The sequence below is a fragment of the Streptomyces sp. NPDC001851 genome, assembly GCF_040297165.1.
Classification (GTDB): Bacteria; Actinomycetota; Actinomycetes; order Streptomycetales; family Streptomycetaceae; genus Streptomyces.
On record NZ_JBEOYR010000005.1, the window covers coordinates 81831 to 82045 of the forward strand.

Annotated in this window: 1 protein-coding gene; it reads left to right on the forward strand. The window is 67.0% G+C overall.

Going from position 1 to position 215, the window contains the following annotated elements; translation table 11 throughout:
• Positions 1-215 (forward strand): hypothetical protein (locus ABT171_RS08670; protein WP_351241261.1); only part of this gene is annotated, 215 nt, incomplete at both ends.

Below are 215 nucleotides of genomic sequence, written 5' to 3' on the forward strand. Positions count from 1 at the left end.
CCGGTGGTTCCGGTCAAGCCGGTGTACCCGGAGAAGCCGGTGGTTCCGGTCAAGCCGGTGTACCCGGAGAAGCCGGTGGTTCCGGTCAAGCCGGTGTACCCGGAGAAGCCGGTGGTTCCGGTCAAGCCGGTGGTTCCGGTCAAGCCGGTGTATCCGGAGAGGCCGGTCAAGCCTGCGGTTCCGGTGAAGCCGGTGTACCCGGAGAAGCCGGTGGA